The organism is Pseudobutyrivibrio ruminis CF1b (genome assembly GCF_000424005.1).
GTDB lineage: Bacteria > Bacillota > Clostridia > Lachnospirales > Lachnospiraceae > Pseudobutyrivibrio > Pseudobutyrivibrio ruminis_C.
This window is the reverse complement of the sequence record NZ_AUJB01000010.1, coordinates 16,034-37,869: the sequence shown is the minus strand read 5'-3', so window position 1 is coordinate 37,869 and position 21,836 is coordinate 16,034. Positions and strand designations below refer to the sequence as shown.

General features: G+C 39.1%; 8 protein-coding genes. 3 read left to right on the top strand and 5 right to left on the bottom strand.

Going from position 1 to position 21,836, the window contains the following annotated elements; all coding sequences use genetic code 11:
• Positions 1-3 precede the first annotated feature (3 nt).
• Positions 4-996 carry an ATP-binding protein gene (locus G592_RS0108820; protein ID WP_028247501.1) on the top strand — a complete coding sequence of 331 codons (993 nt, stop codon included), beginning with the start codon at positions 4-6 and terminating at the stop codon, positions 994-996.
• A gap of 26 nt (positions 997-1,022) precedes the next feature.
• On the top strand, positions 1,023-2,201 hold the full coding sequence (locus G592_RS0108815) for a ribose-phosphate pyrophosphokinase (protein WP_028247500.1): 1,179 nt from the start codon (positions 1,023-1,025) through the stop codon (positions 2,199-2,201).
• 65 nt (positions 2,202-2,266) lie between these two features.
• Here the strand turns inward: G592_RS0108815 and G592_RS16080 are convergent, their stop codons facing one another.
• Positions 2,267-4,447, bottom strand: coding sequence for a sulfatase-like hydrolase/transferase (locus G592_RS16080; RefSeq protein ID WP_036952430.1), 2,181 nt, complete (start codon positions 4,445-4,447; stop codon positions 2,267-2,269).
• Positions 4,448-4,584: 137 nt separating this feature from the next.
• Between G592_RS16080 and G592_RS0108805 the strand changes: the two genes are divergently transcribed.
• Entirely contained in the window at positions 4,585-7,137 is a 2,553-nt protein-coding gene (locus tag G592_RS0108805) for a hypothetical protein (RefSeq protein WP_028247499.1), read from the top strand.
• Between the two features lies 1 nt (position 7,138).
• On the opposite strand, the gene G592_RS0108800 is transcribed toward G592_RS0108805, so the two are convergent.
• From G592_RS0108800 to G592_RS0108785, 4 genes are all read right to left on the bottom strand, one after another.
• Positions 7,139-7,786, bottom strand: a complete 648-nt coding sequence (locus G592_RS0108800; RefSeq protein ID WP_081660363.1) for a lysoplasmalogenase family protein — start codon at positions 7,784-7,786, stop codon at positions 7,139-7,141.
• A gap of 11 nt (positions 7,787-7,797) precedes the next feature.
• A complete protein-coding gene (locus G592_RS0108795; protein ID WP_028247497.1) occupies positions 7,798-9,663 on the bottom strand; it encodes a leucine-rich repeat protein in 1,866 nt (621 codons plus the stop codon).
• 43 nt (positions 9,664-9,706) lie between these two features.
• On the bottom strand, positions 9,707-10,885 hold the full coding sequence (locus G592_RS17035; RefSeq protein WP_051194841.1) for a class B sortase: 1,179 nt from the start codon (positions 10,883-10,885) through the stop codon (positions 9,707-9,709).
• Positions 10,886-11,027: 142 nt separating this feature from the next.
• Positions 11,028-21,737: a hypothetical protein gene (locus tag G592_RS0108785; protein WP_028247496.1), complete on the bottom strand. Its 10,710-nt coding sequence runs from the start codon at positions 21,735-21,737 to the stop codon at positions 11,028-11,030.
• Between the last annotated feature and the right edge of the window lie 99 nt (positions 21,738-21,836).

Genomic DNA, 21,836 nt, shown 5'->3' with positions numbered 1-21,836 from the left:
CATATGGCATTAACTAACGAACAGTATGATGCTCTTATGCGTCAGTACAACCACAAGCAGGCTCGTAACAATCAAATCGTTGCTTACCGTACTGACGAAGTCTACTCAGCTATTCCTGCTCTTTCAAAGATAGATGAAGAAGTTTCAAAGATTTCCGTATCTTCTATCACTGCTATCTTCAATGGCAGTGATATTCAGACTGCGGCTGCAGAGTCTAAGCGCAAGCTCTCTGAATTAAAAGAACGCCGCATTAATCTTATGGAGTCAGCAGGCTTCCCAGCTGATTACCTCGAGCCACCATACGATTGCCCTGATTGCAAGGACACAGGTTACGTTAATGGAAAGCGCTGCCACTGTTTCAATCAGGCAGCTATCAATCTTGTTTATAAGCAGTCTAATATCAGCAACATCCTTTCAAAGGAGAATTTCGACTATTTTGACCTTAATGTATACGACGAAAATTACTATGAGGGTAATTCTGACGTCAGCGCAAGGGCTACTGCACAAATAGCCCTAGAAAGAGCGCAAAACTTTGTGCAGAATTTCAAGGTAAAAGGTGGTAATTTAATGTTGCTTGGACAGACAGGTTGCGGTAAAACCTTTCTTTCCAATTGCATAGCTAAGGCTCTATTAGACGAAGGCATATCTGTTATTTACTTTACAGCCTCTGAGCTATTCAAAGTATTTGAGGATCAGACTTTCAAAAGACACGTTAATGTAGAGGATTTACACGATCAGATTTTTGATTGTGATTTACTCATCATCGACGACCTTGGCACTGAATTTCCTAATAATTTCACTATTACAAAGCTATTCCAGTGCTTAAATGAAAGATTGCTCAGAAACAAATCAACAGTGATTTCCACAAACCTTTCTCTCGAGGAAATGAGAGATACTTACAGTGAAAGAATTACTTCGCGAGTATTTTCATATTATGACGCCATCAGGCTCATTGGAGATGATATTCGTATTAAGAAAGTAATGATGAATAAATAAATAAAATATCTTTCAAGGAGCAAACAATGCCAAAAAATGAAATCGTGTTGGAAAACACACCACCTATGGCTGAGCTTGGATTAATTCCACACAAGAGCTGTACAGCCATCGCGGAGCGAGTTAATGACTACCTTCTTCAGTGGAGACAGGAGCGCAAGAGCGACCAGTCTATCATCACTCTAGCAGGTTACCGTAGTGATTCCTACATTGTTGACGCCGAATGCCCACGTTTTGGTTCGGGCGAAGGTAAGGGACTTATCAAGCAGTCTGTTCGTGGACTTGATTTGTACATCTTAGTAGATGTTACAAACTACAGCCTCACATATACAGTATGCGGACATGAGAATCACATGAGTCCTGACGACATTTTCTGTGACCTTAAGCGTATCATTGCAGCTGCAATGGGTAAGGCAAAGCGCATCACAGTTATTATCCCATTCCTTTATGAAGGACGTCAGCACCGCAGAAGTGCTCGTGAATCACTTGATTGTGCTATGGCACTTCAGGAGCTCGTTAACATGGGCGTTGATAACATCATCACATTTGATGCTCACGACCCACGTGTTCAGAATGCGATTCCACTTCACAGCTTTGAGACTGTTTCACCTACATACCAGTTCCTTAAAGGCATCTTTAAGCACTGCAAGGACTTAAAGCTTGATAACGATAATCTTATGATTATCTCACCTGATGAAGGTGGTACAAAGCGTGCCGTTTACATGGCATCTGTATTAGGTGTTAATGTTGGTATGTTCTACAAGCGTCGTGATTACAGCCGCATCGTAGATGGACGTAATCCTATCGTCGCTCACGAATTCCTTGGAAATGACGTTGCTGGTAAGGACGTTATCATCGTTGATGATATGATTTCTTCTGGCGAATCAATGATAGATGTAGCTACAGAGCTTAAGAAGCGTAATGCTAAGCGTATCTTCGTAGTAGCCACATTCGGACTCTTCACAAACGGTATGGCTAAGTTCGATGAAGCCGTAGAAAAGGGCATCATCTACAGAGTTGTTACAACAAACCTTACATACCTTCCAGAAGAAGTTCAGAATAAGGACTACTTCATCAAATGCGATATGTCTAAGTACATCGCTTACATCATCGATACACTTAACCACGAGTGCTCAATCTCAGAGCTTCTCAACCCATATGGACGTATCGAAAAGCTTATCACTCGCTACAAGAACGGCGAATACTAAAAACACTAAAGGCCCCGCACAATGTGCGGAGCCTTTTTTAATAGCTTCAGCTGACTGATGAGGTGTTAGTCCTCTTTGTCAGCATCTGCTTCTGCTTCTAATTCTTCCTCTTCTTCCTCAACATAATGTGGATCATAAACCACATACTCATTTGATTCTCTGAAGATTGTATTTGAACTTCCCACCTGACAAACCTTGATTTTATCTCCGTTCTTAACGTCAGATGCATTTACTGTAATAACCTGGCCTGATTCATACTTTGTAGAGACCTGCTCATCATTTACGAATACCTTAGACCATTTAGTGAATTCATCACCGTAGATATGTAGCTTTCCGTTAAAGAAGTATGCTCTGTCTACGTTTACCTCGTTGACACCCATAATGATGTCAGAAGGCTTATATGCTTTTCCATCCTTATATGTGTAGCGGTCACCGTACATAATGTCGTACTGAAGCATTCTAAGGTCGTTCATGTAGTCGCTGGTGCCGTACTTCTTACCCTCAGCCATTGCTGTTTGGTGGTATCCATTGATGTTTCCATTGTGGATACCAAGTCTGTTTAAATACTCTGATACAAGCTGATATGAAGTAAGATCCATATCATTCTTTTCCATTCCAAAGTTGTTCCATGTGAAATACTTTGTCTTGTACAAGTCGCCTGTTGTAACTTCGTCATTTGTAAGACCCATTGTTGGAAGGTGGTCACCAAACATGATTACGATGGTGTCCTCTCCACGCTCATCAAAGGCCTCAATATACTGTCTGATAAAGTCGTCTACGTTGTGAATACGGTTTACGTAGTATTCCCAAGCGTAATTCTGTCCTTCTGTCTTACCGTTGGCTGTAACCTTGATTTCAGGGTCCTTTTCTACCTCATATTCTGGATATGAGCCGTGGCCCTCAACAGTGATTGTGTAGATAAAATCGCTGCCTTCTGTTGTATCCATGGCATCAAGTGTAGCCTGAAGAAGAATATCATCTGTAGGCCAATTGCCAAGTGGTGTGTACTCTGTAATATCTAAGAGTTCCTTCGATGTGAAGGTATCAAATCCCATCTGGGAGAATGCGTTCTTTCTTGAGTAGAAGTTTCCACCGTTGTTATGAACTACATGAGATGTGTAACCAATCTCATTAAGAACATCAGCGTAGCTTTCTACATCTACTTCCTTAAGAATAGTCTTCTGTGGGTACTCACCTGGTCCAAAGAAGTTACAGCTGAGACCTGTAAGAACCTCGAACTCTGAGTTACATGTACCGGCACCAACTACAGGCACGATACAGTGACCTGTGGAGTAGTTCTGCTCCAATGAGTGAATGAAAGGAATTGGATCCTCGCTGGTCTCAAGGAACTTACACTCTGAAACATCGTAGAATGACTCCAAAAGAATAACTACTATATTAGGTCTTGTTCCATCTGATGTCTGGAGGGTCTGGATGTATGCTCCGTCATTCTCCAGAATAGTGTCGATTTTAGCTTCTGAATATCCGAATGGTCTGTTCATACCTCTGTCTAAAACAGATGTAGAGAAACCATATAAATAACCGTAATCAAGGTATCCCTGTGCAAGGTTTCCGAAATATGATGTCATGATTCCGGAATTTCTAAGAAGGATAGTTGATGGATAAAGTGATACGAATAAAGCAACTACAAGTATCAGTCTCTGCCAGAATGGCTTACCATCCTCTTTCTTAGGACCACGAATCGCATAAAGAGTCATTACTATAATGTAAACGATCAGTGCGATGATGGTCAGCATAGCCTGCTGGGCTGAGAAGTAGTTGGAATCCTGCATTGTAAGCAGGTCACTAATCATATATAAATCTGTATATCCAAATGGTGATACTCGATTCAACAAAATGACACAGTTTATAATTCCAAGAATTATAAATATCATACTGATGAATACTCGCCACCAGCCTCGTCTCTTACTAAGAAATACGATTGATAATGCAACGAATACGCAATATGAATTGAATAAGTAAGGACCTGTATGGTCTGAAACGAATGTGCAAGCTGCTGCAAAGGAATGACGTGACATCCACTCCATAAGGAAAATGATTATCAGTGCAAGTGGAATGTGCATCCAGAATGCATATTTATCCCAAAGCATAACCCATGTTCTGTGGAACTTAGAACCCAGATAGCTCTGAACAACCTTTGAATTAGCAAGCTTTATGAATGGCTTCTTTATAGTATTTCCAAGCCAACTAAAACCGGCTTTTATCTTCTTAAGTACTTTCTTCATGAATCCTCCGATATTAAAAACCACATCTATCTTAATTTAACAAGACAGTACTAAAAAATAATGATATTATTATTACGTGTTTTAATCTCACGGATTATATCACTTTATTTTTTATTAAGCAAGAAAGCGAGTCCTTAATGAAACTTCAATTCTACAAAAAGGGGATTCCTACCAAAATAATTAAGCGAATAGCTGTTTTATTCGTCGTTTTTGTGGCATCCCTTGTATTTTTCGAAATAATAACAAACGTATCTGAAGTGGTGGAAATCTCCAGCCAGGCATCCCCTACTCTTCCTATTGTAAGAGTTAATTATCTAAATGATGCTTCCACAGAGCTCCACGGTTATGTGTCAGAGATGGATCCGGCATACATGCGTGATGCCATTATCCCTCTTGATTCAGAGCGTAACATTTCCTTATCTATAAATGCTAAGGATTATCCAGTTGATGGTCTTTCTTACGAGATACGTTCCCTTGATACTCAGAGAAATATCTCTAAGAACGCCCTCAAATTCAAAAAGAAAAATGGCGTCATTACAGCCGGCTTCCAGGCAGAGAACCTTATCGAAGCCAATGAAGAATACCTTCTGGTAATCACTGTTACAAGCAATTCAAACAAGATTTACTACTATACACGTATTATGCAGCCAGAGGGCTGTAATGAGGAAGAAATTCTGGACTTTGCTCAGTACTTCCACAATACTGCTCTTTCTGAGGATGCCTCTGATTTGGCCACTTACATCGAGCCAAAGTCATCTATGGCTAATCAGGATTTGAGCCACGTTACTATCAACTCAAATCTTACTCAGGTTTCATATGGCACTTTCAAGGCCACTCAGCAGGGCGATTGCAATGTAGCCCTCACTGATATCAGTACCAACTATATCAGCCTTACTTTGGATTATACACTGAACCTTGATAACAATGGAAAGAACGAATACTACACTTGTTCAGAGGACTATCGTATCCGCTACACAGCAGACCGTATTTACCTTCTTTCCTATGACCGCACGATGGAGCAGATTCTTGATGAGAATTCCATCTCCATCCAGGACAACCTGGTTAACATCGGTATCACAGACGCTGATGTTCAGTACCTTTCAAACGAAACAGGCACCATCGTTTCCTTTGTACAGAACGGAAGCCTTTTCGAATATAATCAGACTGACCGTCAGGTAAAAGAGATTTTCAGCTTTGTAGACGACCCTACCGATATCAGATCCACCTACAATCAGCACCAGGTGCTCATCCTTAATATCGATGAGTCCGGCACCATGGATTATGTTGTTTACGGATATATGAACTCAGGCCCTCACGAGGGATACTGCGGTATCAATCTTTACCACTACGATGCCATCAGCAATATCTCTACTGAGCAGGTATTCATTCCATCTACCAGCTCATTCCAGATATTGAATGCCAACTTCTCAGACCTTTTGTATGAGACAGCTGACAATGAGTTCTACATTATGGTTAACGGAACTCTTCTATATATGAATCTTAACGATTTGACCACCAAGGAGCTTCTCACTGGCCTTGATGACCGCCAGTACGCTTCATCTGGTTCTCGTCGTTACCTTGCATGGATGTCAGATGCCACTGTTTCTGATACAATCCACGTCATTGATTTGGAAACCGGAAACAACTTCGAGATAAAAGCCGAAGATGGCCAATTGCTGAGACCAATGGCATTTATGGACGAGGATTTAATTTATGGTACCCTCTACAAAAAGGACATCACCACAGACGGTGCTGGTGCTACCATTTATCCTATGTACTCTCTGACCATTTCCGATATTTCCAGCGGTTCGGAGCGTCCTAGAAAGACTTATAAAAAGAGCGGCTATTATATTACTGATGTGTCTATTCAGTCATATTCAATTTATCTTGACCGTATCCAGTTCGACGCTGACGGAAATATTCTTCCAGCAGAGGAAGGAAATATTAAAAACAGTGCCGGTGAGCAGAACAAGGCCGTTCCTATCACCACTGATATTGACGATGTAAAACAACAGGTTGTCATCTTAAATATGACACCTCTTGAGGAAGGCGAAACACTGGGCAAGATCAAATACGATGTTACCGACCTGGTACTTGCCGATGAAAGCCATAGTATTTCAGTAGCTTCAGCTACAAGCTCTACACAATACTTTGTATATGTAGGCAGCAAGGTTAAGCTTGCTACAGATAACCTTATCGATGCCATCGCCATAGCCGATGAGGAAATGGGTATCGTCCTTGATAACGAACCTAAATATATATGGAAGCGAGGCCGAAAGGCTTACCAGACTTCCATCAGCCCAATCACCATTGGTTCAAGCGATTTTGAGGCCAGCGGCTCTGCACGAGCACTGTCTGCAATGCTTGTACATGAAGGCGAAAACGTACAGGTACATACACTGTTAGAGAACGGTGAGACACCTATTTCAATCCTTTCAAAGACACTTAAGGATTACACTATTTTAGATTTAACAGGTGCTACCCTCTCAGAAGTTCTTTACTATGTAAGCAATGGCACTCCAGTCTATGCTTACACAGGTGAGGATACAGCCGTTCTGATAATCGGTTATGATTCTACTTCAATCATATACTTTGATCCTATCAAAGGTGCAAACGCAAAAATGTCCATGACCGAAGCCACGGACTATTTCGCATCATTTGGTAATGTATTTGTAAGCTATTTGCAATAGCCTAAAGGCTGAATATAAATAAGAGAATTGCCATGTAGTAGGTCGCAAGATTTACGAAGTGGACAAGTCTCTTATTTTTTTTGTCTGGAAAGTGGAAAAAGTACAAAAACAGGATTGTGAAATCACTGAGTAAAAACAGCACGCCAGCACAGGCTATTTCTACCATTCCAAGGATTCCACATTCGATTGCCTTAAATGTCATTGTGGCTACAAAGTAACAATAAATAAGACTTGGAATAAACAGGCTGCCCATGTGCAGATGCCAGTTTTTCTTCATCCACACCAAAGTTACGCAAACCGCCACTGGAAGGATGTATACAAACCAGCTTGTATCATCAGTAATTCGGCACATGTAATTGAGAAGTCCTACATGACCAAGCATAAACGCTATCATACCAAGGACAATAAACTGCTTACGCATATAGGTGTTATACAGGCCCATTAACAAGTCTCCCACGAAGCATGCCAACAGCGCCCAAAACAATAGCCACAACTTATCTGAAAAGCACTGATTTATCCAAAGAATCACTAAAAAGGAGGCACTACATACCACCTTTAAAGGGACATAGTACCTCCTGGATAAGCTATTATCACATACTGAAAATAATGCAATTAACAGTGCCACGTAAATAATAGTCTCAATAATCATTTTTCTCCACCTTAATAATCATCTCGCTGTTCAGCCAAAATCATCTCCAGCTTTCTCTGTCTACCCATAAGGATTGAGCCCGCTCCAAGAAGGAAAATTGCCAAGCAAAGCAAGTATCTGGCATCGAATCCATCCGCTGTTTTAGGGGTTGTATCCTTTGTGTGGCCAGATGAAATTGAACCATCTGAGCTAACTTTGTAAGATACAGTTGTCGTTGTCTTAGAAGCTGTAATCTTAAGACCTGTCATGGCATAACCATCATCATACTGGAACTGTACTACGTGGTCTCCAGGTGTGAGACTTGCAATATATTCCTTTGTGAGGGTAAGGATTGTAGATCCTGATGCCACTGAATAGTTGGCCTTATCTAATACGCTTCCATCTACAAGAATATATAACAATTTATTTAATTCGCCGTTGCAGACGATTGTGACAGGGCCACCACTCTGGCTTACTACCTGTCCACCGCCCTTGGTGATTAAGTACTTATTTGTCTGCTGTGCTACAGCGCTTGCTGTAATTCCTTCACCAGACTTATTTGTTGTTCCACCGTTTGTTCCTGTTGTAGTCTCAGCTGTTGATTTTCCATCTGTAGGCTTGTAGAAGAAGCAAACCTTGATGTCGCTGTGAACTACACCCGACTCATTTCTTCCACCCCAGTTTGAATATCCGGTATAGGATGTAGGGCTGAATGAATATGAGGCTCCGTCAACATACTTGTTTGTTGAACGGGTAATTGTCTTTGTCATTGTAGACAAATCTGATTTATAAAACTCGTCCACTACCGTAACCGTGTACACCTTACCTGTTGAAGGTGGTGGGGTTGGTGTTGGAGTTACTGTTGGTGTAGGAGTAACTGTAGGTGTTGGTGTAACAGTTGGTCCTGGTGGATCAGGTGCATCTTCAGAATCTGCCACGTATTTAAATGTGGCACTTTGTTCGCTATCACTTGTAACAGTATAAGTATCTGTTGAAGTGTAACCTGTAACTGTAGGAGCACTTATCAGTGTACCTATGTTGTAGTTAGCCTGTGAAATATATTTAGGTGTTCCATCTCCTACAGGAGTTGATCCATCATTTTTATAATATGTTCCGTAAATAGTAACCTTAGGCTTTGATTCGATAGGTGTTGTTCCGTTATCAAAATTCAGCTGTGCTTTTGAACCACCACACTCTACTACCTTTGCATCAAAGAAAGCTTCAATATTTCCTGTATCACCTTCTGCTTTAACAGTAAGTGAATAAGAAGAATTCTCAAATGGAGGCCACTTACTCTGTGTACCTATGCTGGAAATGCTTGCAGCATCTTCAAATATCAATGTGCTTACATTAGCATCATAAAAAGCCTCAGCAGCTATTGATGTTGTACCAGCCTTTACTGTGAGTGTTGGTACTGTTCTAGGAACATATATAAGCTGGGTTCCATTATATAAGGCTCCGCCACTCATATAGTATCCGTTAGCTGATGGAATAACTAAGTTATCCAATTTCTTACAGCCTTGGAATGTTGTTGCAGATGCGTTTGTAATTCCTGATTCAAAAACAGCACTTTTTAGCTCTGAACAACCTGCAAAAGCATATTCTCCAAGAGATACTGTTCCTTCGATGTCTACTTCAACAAGGCTTGTGCAGTTGTTGAAACCATAGGAACCAATTGTTCCACCGCTTCCACCAGCACTTCCTATTGAGTGTATTGAACTATTATCTTTGTATTGACTCGAAGAAACACTCTCACCATTTTCAAAAGTAAATACTGTCCCCGTGTCATTAAGACCAGCATCTGAAATAGTGCTTCCAAAGAACGTGAAGCCCGCCAGAATAATAGATGCGCTAATTAGAATACATCCTGTCTTTTTAAAAAATCCTTTTTTCACCATAGCATCCCCACCCCAAATATCAAGGCAAAAACTTTAGTGTCAACTACTTGACTCTCTTTGCTACGATGAACATTCTACCGTCTTCCTTGTAAGTATTACACGTGCTGAGAGTCAATATTTTATCAGTGCTTGAAATATCGATAGTCTCATCAAATGCAGATAAATGTTGGATGTTATCTAAAAACTCCTGAAGCTCTGCTCCAGTGATGGCATCAATGAAATCGTAGTATTTGTAAGTATCATCATCGTCATATCCGACTTCTGATAAACCTACTCCTACAACCTCATATTCCTGCTCTTCATAAAGAGTTTTAAATATTATCTTCTTGTGTGCCTGATAATAATCATGATTCAGGTATCGCTTTAAGCCACCAAACATAGTTCCTTTTCTCATATTGTGTCCGTATATGATTGTGTTGGTGGTTGGATTTAATATGTCGCAACGATAGTCCACAAATAAAGTGCCGCCTGTGCTATCATTACCATAAAAATCCCTGCGAAGATAATATTCTGGGTCATTTGGTGTTTGAACAACCGGATAGTTGATATCAGTATCGACTACCTCTAAAACCCCTACCAAATCATGATTTGCCGAATATAGTTCTGCAAGTTCTGGAAGAATTTCTCGCTCACCCTCGGAATAATGGGTATCCCAAGGACTGTTGATTAAATCATCCTCAATGACTTTGGCAGGTGAGTTATTTTCCTCACGCTGACCCGCATTTGAATCCTCTACAGTACCTATATCGTCAATTTCATTATCAATATTAACGTTATTTTGTGAATTATTAGTGTTCGATGCTTTTTGGACACTTTCCTGTAATTTAGCGATTTTTCTGGTCTCAGCAATCTCTTTAATCTCTATTCCAGCGAAGATGATAATAAGCACTGCTGCAATACCCACAAAAATAAGGCCAAAGAGTCTGGAACTCTTAGCCTTTCCTGCTGCTTCTTCTATGATTTCCCTGTCATCAAGCATACCTGCAGACTTGTTTGCTACGATGTCTGCCACGTGATCTACATACTGCTTTCCTATAGGGCTGTTGAACGTAATAATACCGTCTCGAATGTCGTTATAAAGGCGCAAAGCAACCTCAGGATCTTGGATATCAAGCTCCGCATTGATGCATTCTATTTTCTTTACATCTTCCTGTGCTGCTCTGTACTCATAGTAGGTCTCAAACTCGAAGCCACCTATGATGAACCTTTTGTTTTCCGCCATACTTTCCCCATTACATTTTGTCCAATTATAATGCTTTTTCTTTATTCTATCAGTTATTTTAAAGAATTACACATTTTTACAGAAAATTCGCATTTTCAAAGCACGCAAAAAGGGCGGCCATAAAGACCGCCCTTTAATTACATTACAATGATATGGTTACTTTCTTGTGTTCAGATTCCTGTGTAGGCTTAAGTTCTCCATCAAGAATTGTATAACCTACAATGTAATACCAGTATACTCCTGGCTCATCTACGATATTTGTATATCCTTCTGTAGAAGCTGGGTAAGAAGCTAACTTCTTAGCACTAGCTTTACCTTCAGAATCTTTATATCTGTAGATCTTATAAATCATTGCATTACCAGTATCATCCCATGTAATGGTAACCATGTTCGCACTTGGCTGAGTAACTTCCACAGATGTAGTTGAAATACCTGTTGTTGCATATGCATATGAGTACTCACTGTACATCTTTTCTGTTCCATCTATGTAAGAGCGAACTGCTATCTTGTAGTTTGTAACATTCTCAAGGTTTTCAAATACATATGCTGTTGTGTTACCAGAAACAGATACTGTGTAGTTATTTGTGTCGTTAATCTTTACTGCAGTTGCCATGCTTCCGCTCATCTTGTAAAGCATCAGCTCAGCTCCTGAACTAAAGATATCCTTTACCCATGTAGCCTTGATTGAATTACTGCTACCTTCCACTGGTGTCGCTGTAAGTCCTGCAACCTGACCAACGTCGATACTGAATGTCTTTGACATCTTTCCAGTAATCTTATCAGTCTTACCTGTAACAGTAACCTTACCAACATTTTTGATATTATCAATATTTGTACCACCATAGGTTACATCGTAATCAGTACCTTCAACTAACGTCCTAATATCATTTCCATCCTTAGGGTTAATAAATACGATTACATTTGGTTTAATCATGCTACCTGTATATCTGTATCTTGAACTTACTACAAGCTCACAATCTACCATTGGTCTAGGTATAATCTGATATGTACCTGTAGCAGGCTTTCTAGCTGCCTTACCTCCTATCTGATAAGGTACTTCAACGGTAATATAGCCTGGTTCGATGAAATCTTCATCCTCGGAAATTTGCACATCTCCAATACCATCACCATTTGTATCACGATAGTATTTAATATTGCTTTCATCGAATTCTGCAGTAGAAACGTTAAGCTTTATTTCAGGTCTAATTGGATAACTTGTGTACTTTTCTTTTGTTCCATCGCATGTAGGCTTTACCTTGTTCTCATCAAAGTTGATGAAATACTTAATTGTCTTTTCGCCTGTCCAGTACTTATTCTCATTACCCTTATAAGTAACCTCTCCAGTGTAGAAGAAGTGATCATCTGAGTAATCGGACTTCAAACTATAGTGGGTTCCCTTAGTAAGTACAATGTCTTTCTTCTGAGCATTCTGCTTTAAGAGAACTAATGCAATTGTCAATTCGTCTGATACAGATGGTCCAACTCCTGTATATATCTGGACTGGAACACTGCTATAACCATTTGACATATCACTATCGTATGCATTTGTATTGCTCAAATCACCCCAAATATAGTAAGTAACCTCTATCTCTCCACGATAATGATTAATGCCCTTTACAAGCACTTTCTGCTCACCTGGTGAAGCCATGTCATAGTATACTCCGTCGGCATCCTTTGCTTTGGCTATTTCATAATCAACATCCTTTGTAAGAATCTGATCTCCAGAGCGTACTGTGAGTGAAGGTGTCTTTACTCTACCTTCATCATACTTATACTGCTTATCATCAAGTCCATTATCGTATTCAACTGTAAATGTAGATACATCTCTTTGTAAGATAAGATATCTAATTGTGTAGCTTGTAGAACTTGTTCCACCAGCATCATTTCCAGTTGCGAAGTAGTTTGTTACATAATCTGTTTTATCCTGAGCAAACTTAATGGTCATCTCGCTGTAATTAATCAGTTCGCCATCCTCAAAGGATGCAACAGTATCACTCTTTCCATTATAGTCTATCTCAAGATCCTTAGGGTCTATCTCGTCTGTAAGAGCCTCACTGCTCAAAGTCCTATCATATACAAATATATCTTTGCCAAGCTCAGGCTTAACAGGCTTACCATCATATACTGCATAGAAGTATCCTACATATTTACTGCAATCATCTTCGTTTGCAATAAGGTCAGGATAAAGAAGCTCTTTTGCTTTTGCTACGGTTGGAATCCTTGAAAGGATGGTTCCCTTAATTTCCATAGCAACAACTTCCTTGCCATTATCTCTTACTGATAATTCCTCAGTAGTAAAAGTATTATGGGAAGTTGTTATAGCTTTCTTCTTGATTGTGTATCTCTGAGAAATCTTTCCACAATAAGTTCCTATACCTGTAATCACAATATTCTTATATCCTGCAGTTATAGAGTCATCCTCTTCTCCAGTGTTTGCATTTTCGAATGTAAGCTCATAATCCTTAGTTGGATATAATAATTGCTTCTCAGTTCCTTTATTCAGGTATACCTTTGCAGTAGGCTTCTGCTCGGCACCGTTATATGTAGTTGTAAGTAATGTGCCATCCTCATTATTTCCACTATCCTTATTTTCATCATTATAAGTAAGTGTCTGGCCATTAAATGTATACTCTACCTCTAACCCTTCCAGATTGTTTATATTCTTACCAATGTTGTAAGGAATTGTAATCTCACCAGAATAATTACCTAAACCAGAAATAGTAAGCTGTGGTGCATCATCTGTTGGCTTAGCATGAGTACTATCAATTCCATCCCCTCTATACCAAGCAGCTGTGCCAGCCTTCGTATTATTCTTTGGATTCTTTATTTCATAATCTGTTCCAAGGGTCAATGGCGTAGTCGTTGATATTGCGGTATCGAATATCTGTAATACTGGATTTGCCTCTTCTGCCGTCAATGTAGGTACATCATGTATTACTATTCTAATGGTATCTGACTTACTATTACCATTTGCATCTGTAAAGGTGTAATTTGGTGTGTAATCATAATATGGTGTCTCGCCTTCAGGAACATTTGAATGATATACTGGCTTACTACCTACAAAATCAGGCGTAGAATAGAAGTAATGCCAGTTATTTGGTAACGACTTCTCTGTGATAATAAATGGCACAGCTGTACTTCCTGTACAGTTATGAGCACCTGTAATTACCAGATAATATGTACCACGTTCCTTGATAGAAGGAAGGTTATCACCACCTGCACCATCACTTATTGTAATGGTGTAATCATATGTGGTTGTATCCTCTTTATTAGAGCATAAATATCCATCTCCAACAATTACCTTTACAGTATCACGAGGATCTACTGCACTACCTGTATATTCTGTTGTTGTAGTTCCCTGCTTTACAGTAACCTTGCTTGTATCGCCCAAATCAAGCGGAAGTATCTTATATGTCACCTTTTTACTTCCAGTAAAATCGTTTCCAGCTGCAGTAACTGTTACCTCTGCTGAGTCTGTTATACCCATATTATGGAGGTTATACGATAGTGTATACTCCGAGTCTTTTGTGAGGGTATACGTGCCATTTTTAACAGTTACTTCTGTTTCAACTGGAACCACCTCGCGCTGATCACTTTGATTAATAAAATATCCTGAGAAGTATGCATCCTCCGGTGTAATATCACATGCTGAAATATTAGCTGCTGAAATATTAAAGTGTACTGTTCCTGTGCCTTCATAGTTGTTTTTACCTTTGACAAGCACAGTTGCTTTTCCTACATGAACATTGTTCATATATTCAACAGTATAATCAACATCCTTTGTTAAAGGCGTACTTCTGCCCGATACTGTTACAACTACTTCTGGAGTGAATGCACTTCCCTTGAATATTACGTTTGCTTGATTAGGGTCCTTTAATGCTACATTATCATCACCTATAGCAGAGCCTGATACTTTAAATGTGCCAGTTAAAGTACCTTCAACATATGTCTCTGCCGCAGCATCCTTTGCTGATGCTACGATATTATAGGTTCCCATATCGGTAGCAGTAGTACGATCCAGTTTTACCAAAGTGTTTTTCGATGGATCTGAATAGTCATACAAGTCATGTTTTCCATCTGCAGTTTTAATAACAGCTGGAATAGTTATGGTGCTTCCTGTATGACTAACTACACTTCCACCAGTAAAGCTAAATACTGCATCCGGCAAATAGTACTTGATATAGAATGCATAGTTCTCTTTTGTTTCAGCATTACTATAGCTTCCTTTCTTGAAATACTTACTATTATCCGTAGCTTTAATTATGGCATACCACTTGCCCGCTTCTGTATGAGCAGTCTGAGTATTAACCTGTGATGGATTTTCTGTATAAACTATAGAATAATCTCCATCTCTACTATCTATTGCACTATTATATTCTGCATCCTCAAGTCCATTAAATCTAATTTCTATTGGACTTCCTGTGTAATGATATACAGTTCCTCCTTTAATAGATATTCCCTTATATACACCCAAATCTACCAGGAATATAGGTGGATCTGAACTTCCTACAGGGCATACATTTGTCCTTTGACCCTTACATGCATTCTTACCCTTTACGGTAATATTAGCGTCTGGTCCAGGCAACTTATCTCTTGAGCGGGTAATAGTATAGTTGTTATCACCTGTTAACTCAACATAAGTTCCAGTTAAATCCTTATACTTAATTACAGCTTTGAACGCTACTGAAGAATCATTTACATCTGTTGGATTTTCACCATTCGCATCCAAATTATATTTTGCTGCATTGGTATTAACTGTAACAATACTTGTTTCATTTAAGTTAAGGACGACATTAAATGGCACCTTACGAACACCACTGTATGCATTAATACCCTTTATAAAGATATAGTTGTCGCTTGCATCAACTGTACTTGAGTATGATGGAAGACTATTTACACCAAACAGATCAGCATTTACATTTTTAGCTCTCCAAGCCGCAAGTTCCGGATCTGTAGCATCTGTGATAATAATATAGTCACCATTGGTATCAGATTCATTTTCAGCAAAGTTCAGAAGTGTACCACCAGCCTTTACTGTTAGCAGATTCTTATTTGCCTTAACCATATCCTTAATTACATCTGCTCTATATACCTTCTGGGCATATGGCAAATCATCTAAGGCAACAGTATATGTACTCTGATTAATGTCATTTGTCTGAATGACATACTTCACAGTAATGACTGTATTAATAAAGTTTCCAGTAGAAGGTATTGAAATTACTGCTGTAGAAGGATCTTCAGTAGTTGTATGTGTGTCATACCTGTTGTATGAAATAGTGTTGTAATCTGTACCTTCTACAAGTAAATTGCCACTTGAATCCTTAAGGATAAATGTAGGCTTATATTCATTACCGCTCTTGTAAATATATGTTTCTTGGGCAGGGTCAATAGTTACAGACATCTGTCTTGGTGTTGTTGCACTACCTGAATCATCTGTTGTGAAATCTGTTAATGGCACTTCACTGCCTTTGTTAGCACCTGTAGTAGGTTTCAGGAATAGCTTTACATCACCCTTTTCCACTCTAAATGTATACGACTGGCTCTCATCAAAGTTACCACAGCCAGTGAGGGTTCTTGGATATGAACCTACATTTGGGCCAATAGTGTCAGGATTTAATGTAAAGTCCTTTGAACCAGAGTTAGTTGTCTTTTTAACTGTATATTTAAGAGGTGTAGTGCCTCCATTACCATCGTCGGCATATCCATAAGTATATTCTGGTTCTATTGTTGGTATAATCTCTGCTCCTGTGTATTTTATTCCTGCAAAACCTGCTGGATATGATACAAAATTCTTTGTCTCACTTAACGATACTGGAGCTATCTCATATGTAATAACCTTCTCACCATAGAATTCACCTGTGTATAGACCACCGGCACCCTTTGCAGCCGAAAGTGTTACAGTTATGGTGTTATAGGTACTTCCTGTATCACCTGCTGCACGAGAATCATACTTATTGATAGATGTATTGCTTGCCACATCTACAATATTAATTCCAGATGTTACATATGGTGAAGTAGTATTTGGTACTGTTGGATTATCACTATCTCCACCATCGAAAGTCACTGAAACATCAGCGTTATCTACTCTCTGCCAATGTAATTCCATCTTTGGAGCATGACTATTAGTCCAGCGTACCTTGTAGCCGGTTCCCTTTGTAGAACAATATGCTGTATCTGCTGAATTATAATGATTAGTCAAGCTAACAACCTTAGTATCGTTAACATCGATACCAATGGTATATGGCAGTGGATAACCGTTAGCATCAGCATAAGAATAGTTGTTCTTAAACTTAATGTGTGCAGTCTTTTCTCCTGCCGAATAATCAGTTGGAACATCAAGGTCATAGTCCGTTCCCGCTACAAGAGTCTTTCCATTGTAAGTTATTGATGTAACCGAAACATTGACATCCGATCCATTATTCCAGTCGTACGCCTTTTTCCACAATTCGGCCTTTTGGCCATCTACCAACAGTTTCTCATCATTTTCTGTAATGACTACTGGCTTAATATGGTATAAAACTTTGGCATTACTTCCAGCATAATTTCCACGACCAGTTATCTGAATATATGGAGATGCTGCAATTGTAGTATCATCAAACAAATTATAATCGCGGACATTATAATTTGTCGAATATGTAACATAGTAATCTGTGTCACCATTAAGTTTTACTGCTTTTCCGTTATCTTCAATGTATACAGCAACTGAACCCCTATATACACTACCTGAATACACAACATTTAAATCTGGGCATATCCATAGATTCTTAGCGCTATTTTGTATAGTTGCTGTAGCCCCACCTTCTCCACCTATTACAATACTCTTAAATGTGACATTTTTAGGGCTGATATCAAATGTTTTTACAACTTTACCAGTAAGATTTTGTCCGTCAGTACCATTCGTTCCTGCCAAAATAGTTACTGTAGCTTTCTTGGTATCTGTTGTAGCAGCTATGTTGTTATCATATTTTACTGTATAGTTTCTGACAGTATTAGTGTCATCTGTAAATTCATTTATGGAGTTCTCTCCAATTTTCACTGTCATTACAGGTTCTTTAGCCGTACCATCATATGTATAAATCATATTGGCAGGGAAGCTAACCATACTATCTGTAAGAGTTGCCTTGCCTATTGTGAATTTATACTTTGTCTGTGAGCTTGTACCTGTAAAGTTTCCTTTTCCAACTATGCTAAACTTAGCTGTTCCTGCGTTGACATTTGTGCCATTGTAGTTAATGTCATAGTCGATTCCTGGCTTAAGAATATAACTCTTTGCAAGATAAGTAAGCTTCAAATTCCTACCTGTATCTGTGGATGAAGCTGCTGTTGTAAGCTCGATTGCACTACCTGTATATGTCTTGCCAATTGGAGCAGTATAATCAACCTGTATTGCACTACTTGAAATTGTTCGTTCTACAACTTTAAATGTAGCTTTAACTATGCCATCCCCTGTGATGTTATAATACGTCTTAATATCATCAGAAGGAGTAATTGTTATTGTCTTTGTACCTACATCTGCAGAGAACGTATTCGTTCCTTCGTCAGTGACTGCGATTTCATAATGAGTCCCTTCAGTTAATTCACTTGGATTACGTCCTGGAACATATACTTTTATACGGTCTTTTACAGTATCTACATCTAATGTTGGATCATAAGTACGACTGTAACCAACCTTTGAGAAATCGTAGTTCTTATCGCCTTTTACTGTATATCCACCATCCTCATCGAAGAAGACCTCTAAATCACTTAGATAATTAGCTACAACGCTAAATGTTTCTGTTCTGGTATCTTTGAAATTGGTGTTTCCTGTTATTAATAACTTTGCAGCATTTGTAATTCCAGTATTACCTGTACATTCAATAGAATACTGGCTTGTATCTATCGCTGTTCCTTTAAACTTTACTACAAAATCTTCTCCTGCCTTTGGAACATTATTGTTTACGCCATTACGTACTGATATTGCAGATGGGTCAACAGTAATATCGCTGCTGTTCATAGAAACAGGCACAACTGTAAAAGTAGTAGAAACACTTCCTTTGTATCCACTACCGTCTTTCATTGTAAATGTAATCCTTTTTTGTCCAGCAGTAGTTGCCGGAGAATCATCAGCCGAAGTTGCTGTCTTACCTGTAGCTACATCAGTAATTGTATAATCTGCAGTTTCACTTGTAATGATTTCATCTCGTACAATTTCATCATTTCCAACAAACTCAACCTCGTTGTAACCCTTATTCACCGTACCATCCATTCTGTCTGTCAAACTGAAGGCAGAACCTTTATATGTTGGGTTAACAAGAGTACTTCCTCTCAGACGAGGTTTCAGTAAGGTTTTAATATCAATAATTGCTGAAGAATCATTATTAACTAAATCTACAGAAAAGCTTCCAGTAAAATTGTTTACTCCACTAATAGCAATTGTATAAACTAACCCACCCGCACTTACTGTTGTCTTTTCTATAATTGCAGAGAAATCCTGTGTTGAAGCATTGTACTTAGGTTGAACTGCAACAGTACCATTAACTCCATCGGCAGAAATAGTTGCCATTCCTGTCATATTCGTGATTTCACCGCCAGTGATTGTAAACTTAATTGGAAGGTCATTCTTATCATCACTATTATTATCCAGGTAAAATACTTGTTCTGTTAGTTCAAGTGGCTTAATTTTATAGTATTTAGTCCATGTCTTCTTGTAGCTTGAATCTGTAGGTGATGTAAAGGTCAATCTTACTTCTGCAGCATCATCTACACTTCCATCTCCATCTACGACGGCAGTAAGAGTAGTTACAGCATCAGCTCCGATATATCCCTTTATATCACTTGAGCTAATAGCACTTCCTGTGTAATCAACTGTGCATCCATCTATCGCCTTATTTCCAATTTTAAATTCAATTACATTTATGTTTATTTTCTTCTCAGTATTGTTTCCATACTTCGCCCTAAGTACTGTTGTTCCAGACCCTACTGCCTTAATAGTAGCTTTATTAGCAGAAGAAGAGACAATTTCTACTACACTCAAATCATCTGATGTCCATTTAATTGCTCTTTCAATTGTCGAATCGTTATTAATTGTAGCTGTGAAAGTCTCTGTATCATTTAAACCATAGTAGAACTTATAGCCAGACACTGCTAACATCTCATTGTTCTTACTATCTACGATAGAAGTAATGTCATATGTATCTGTTGGGTCATCAGGGCTTACTTTTTCTTGGAAGATACCATCATAGGCGCCACTGTTATTGCTCCACTCATTATATGTATTAAATATATATGACTTCAAAAGAGGTGAAGAACCCTGACCATAAACAACGGCACATGGCACCTGATTTGTTACTTTAACAACTACAGAGTAGTAAGTATCCTTTGTTAAAAAGGCTGTGGATGGAGCATCTGCAGTTTCACCATAGTCAAGCTTTACTTCTACATATTCTCCTGCTGTACCTGATACAGATTTTGTCTCATTTTCATATAGTTTTGTTCCGCTGGTTGGGTTTGTTGCACTTGTTAGGTTTTTATATGTATCTACAGATAAATCCACTGTTCCTGTTGATTCAAAGTATAAATAGAAAAGTACTTCTTTTAGTCTTGAATAATCTTCTGTCGAACTTGTCTTGTTAATATATGAAAAATGTTCATAATACTCTAGCGTTTTTGTACTTACATTTGACTGAGAAGAATTACCATAAACATAGATAGAAAAGTGATCAGCATCAAAGCGCACTTCCTCACCAGAGACTTCGCATTCTATCTCAGTAACTGTCTGGTTGTCATCTTCGATTCTATATACGCTTACATCTTCCTGGGAAAGCTGTTCTACTTCCTCTACGCCCATGAAGCTGACCTGAACAGAACCTCCATCCTCCTGTGGTTGATACTTCTCTCCACCACGGCGATAAATATCGATATCGAAAGCTACGAAAGCAGTAAAGTTAGTCTCATCAGTATTCTCATTAATGATTTCCTCCACTGGTCTGGTTCCTGCATAGAAAATATCTACGCGGGCGCCTCGTGGAAGGTCACCTGATACCTTTACAGTTGTTCCAAAGAGAGTCTTCGAGAACTCCTGATACATCAGTCTCTCATCTTCATACAGACAGTCATGGCAGATACCATTCTCATCAAGCTGACAAGTCTCTTCTACCTCTTCACCGCAAATCTTGCATCTCTTAATATGAGTGCCATTTTCATTAGAAATATATTCCCACTCATGCTCGCACTCTTCCTTCTGCTCATAACCACAGTGAACGCACTTGCCCTCTTCGTCAAAAGTACAATCCTCTGTGATTTTCTCATCGCACTTAGAGCACTTCTTTACATGAGTGCCATCGCCATTAGAAGTGTAAGTCCATTCGTGCTCACACTCTGCCTTTTCTTCCTCGTTATCATTCTTCTCTTCTTCTGATTCTTCTATATCTTCAGGGGTTTCTTCGCCATCTATATTTTCTACTACTGGGGTATCTTCAGGGGTAATTTCTTCAACATTTTCAGACACAGTATATTCTGTGTTTTCGATCTCAGGCTGTGGCTCTTCAGGCACAGAGGTATCCTCAACCGGCTCTTCTGCTGGAAGCTCTTCAGCTGGCTGTACCTCTTCTACTGCTGCATCTTCTTCGACTACAGGTTCCTCTTCCACATGCACATGAGCCTGCTCTACCTGACCGCAATAATCGCAGTATCCGTCTCCTTCTCCCACTGGCTGAAGTATGTTGGCTGCATATGTCTGTTCATCCACATACTCCGAGCAGTGATTTTCTTCTGTTGCAATTACAAACACATCATTCCAGATGGTTGTGCCCAACAACAGAACTGTGAGCGTAAACGCCACTAATCTTTTGATTGCGTTTAAGTTCTCTCTCATAGGCCAATTCCCCTTTACATAGAAACCCCATTTTCCATGTCTTTCCTTGAAATTTATAGCTTTCCGCAACTATTTTTGCACGCAAAAATAAACGCAGAT